The organism is Bartonella sp. AP150HLJHH (assembly GCF_042196385.1).
In the GTDB taxonomy this organism is placed as follows: domain Bacteria; phylum Pseudomonadota; class Alphaproteobacteria; order Rhizobiales; family Rhizobiaceae; genus Bartonella.
This window is the reverse complement of record NZ_JBHIQC010000042.1, coordinates 1-2,452: the sequence shown is the minus strand read 5'-3', so window position 1 is coordinate 2,452 and position 2,452 is coordinate 1. Positions and strand designations below refer to the sequence as shown.

3 protein-coding genes are annotated in these 2,452 nt (G+C 37.4%); all 3 read right to left on the bottom strand.

Annotation, left to right across the window (positions count from 1 at the left end; all coding sequences use genetic code 11):
• Positions 1-638, bottom strand: a 638-nt coding sequence (locus tag ACFING_RS08760; RefSeq protein ID WP_375630522.1) for an ABC transporter substrate-binding protein, incomplete at its 3' end; no start/stop codon positions are given.
• A gap of 356 nt (positions 639-994) precedes the next feature.
• Positions 995-1,213, bottom strand: coding sequence for a hypothetical protein (locus ACFING_RS08755; protein WP_375630520.1), 219 nt, complete (start codon positions 1,211-1,213; stop codon positions 995-997).
• Between the two features lie 343 nt (positions 1,214-1,556).
• Positions 1,557-2,452 (bottom strand): ABC transporter substrate-binding protein (locus ACFING_RS08750; RefSeq protein WP_375630518.1); only part of this gene is annotated, 896 nt, incomplete at its 5' end.

Below are 2,452 nucleotides of genomic sequence, written 5' to 3'. Positions count from 1 at the left end.
ACGCAAGCAGAATGGCTTGCCAAATACCGGTTTCCCATATCACCATCTTTTTCGTGTTTCATGAGTGTCTCACGATCCAGCAAGGCAGCAGTGCGATTAGTGGAAATATTGCTAAGAATAAGCTCTGCTGGATAAGGTTTATCAAATTTCATCACCACTGTTTTGTCGTCCGGTGCTTGAAAAGCCTCATCAACGTTTTGTTCTGTAATTCCATATTCATTAAATGTTGCCGCATTAGCCAATTTCAATTTGACAACCCGCTTCATACCCCAAACAAGATCATTGGCATTCGCAGAACGACCATCATAAAACTTTAAACCATCACGCAAGTGAAAAGTAATCACCGTACTCTGATCATCACTTGAAACATCCCAACTCTTCGCTAACGAGGGAACCATTTTAGCCGCATCATCTGTAGCAGAAACGACTAAATTATCACAAATATTGTTAACCACTTCAATTCCATAACGGTCATTGAGTTGTGCAGGGTCAAATGTATTTATTGGATCGAGATTCCAAGCCATCACAAGCGTATCGGCGGGTGTTTTTGCTGAAACTTGTTGCACAAACATCCCCATTGCAAGAACAGCAGAAACAAAAGAACTGCCCTTTTTCAATATTTTTCTTTTCATGTTCATAGAATTTTCCTTTTAACGTTTATTGTATAAATTCTCCATGCAGCAAAACGTGCTTAATTTAAGTTTAGACGAACGATAGGCTCCTAAAGACCAAACTTTAAAATCTTCAAGAACAAGCACCTCTTGCCAATGACTCCTCTTGTCTACACTTATAAGCCAAACTAAAACATACAAAGGAAAACACTCTGATATACAATGAACGCTCACCAACAACAGAGCTTAATCACGATATCATAACGCCTACTATTGAAGACTATAAAACCTGTATTTTTTCTATCTTGTTAAGCAAGCTTGTCTCGTATTTCTTCCGGCGTTTTCTATACCATCAAAGCACTACCCCTTTTAGCTCAAGTACCTTAATAACAACGAGCCTTCATAACAATTTGACGATTTGATAAAACAGAAAAATTCGTTAGTTTGCCAAATGCAACGACTTTTATTCCTTCTTCAAAAGAAAATTTAATTTTTTCATCACTCCTCGTAAAATAACACCCTCCAAATGACATCTCATCATCTTTCAAAGCAAAAGAAAATATAAACACCATAAAAAACTGATATCTCTTGTGTACCCCCATAACAAAACTTTCCTTCAACATCGCAAAACCTTTGCACCTTTAGCACCACTAAATTCCGCGATATTTGTTACACTTAGTTTTTTTATGTTACTCTCAGTTTTTTAACAAATAAATTGACCACTTTCTAATTCAGAAAAATTGAAATATCGATCTTAACATCCATTTAAATACACCTCTAATGAGAATGAAAAATATCTTTAAACGAATGTCTTGAAAAGACATTCAACAATATATCACGCATTACCTATGATCTTCGACGCATTGCAAAACTTGAAAATTTATACAATACGCCGAATATATCATGACGATGCCCTTTATCTATTGAACAGCATTGAAGACACTCTTATTTTTCAATTTTACTATAAAAAATATGTGGCGCACTATTCCAAACCCACTTTTTGATATCAGGCGTCATCGCGATAACAGTATATTTCTGAAAGATAAACGCATAAGGTCCTTTTTGCATCAATTCACGTTGTAAATCAGCATAGAGTTGTGCCCGTTTTTGCGGATCTTTTTGAAACAATGCATCCTGAACCTTTTGATTCATCGTTTCATCTAAATACCCATATTGCCAACTAGGATAGGCGGTATTTTTTGCCTCAAGCCGATTATCTGGATTATAAACAAGACGTGAAGCCATGGTATGAGGATCCGCAGAATCATTATTCCATCCGACAAAAATCGTATCAAAAGCCCGTGCATAAAGTTTAGAAAACAACTGTGTACCGGCCATCCGTTCAATTTTAAGACGCACCCCCGCCTTTGCGGCACTATCTTGGAGTGACTGAGCAACTAACACCCTATAAGGAGCATTTGATACGAGAAAATTTGCCTCAAATCCATTCGGATAACCAGCTTCTGCTAAAAGCTGCTTGGCTTTTTGAATATCAAGTTTAAAGGGTTGCCCTTCTTTTTCATCTAAAGCCCCAAAGTTGCCAAGAGGAATAAAACTGGCCCGTGGAATACCAACACCTTTGAGAAGCTTCTTGCCAAGACCTTCATAATCTATGAGATAACGCATCGCCAAACGCACTTTTTCCTTAGCAAAAATAGGATTTGTCATGTTAAATCCCCAGTACATCATAGATGGTTCTAACACTTCTTCGATTTTAACATCTGTTGTTTTTTGCAGATCTGCAAGATCTTCAGGTGTCAAATCACGAGCAACATCAATATCGTGCTTTTGCAACAACAAACGTTGTGTTCCGGGCTCTGCAACATGGCGAATTAAAATCT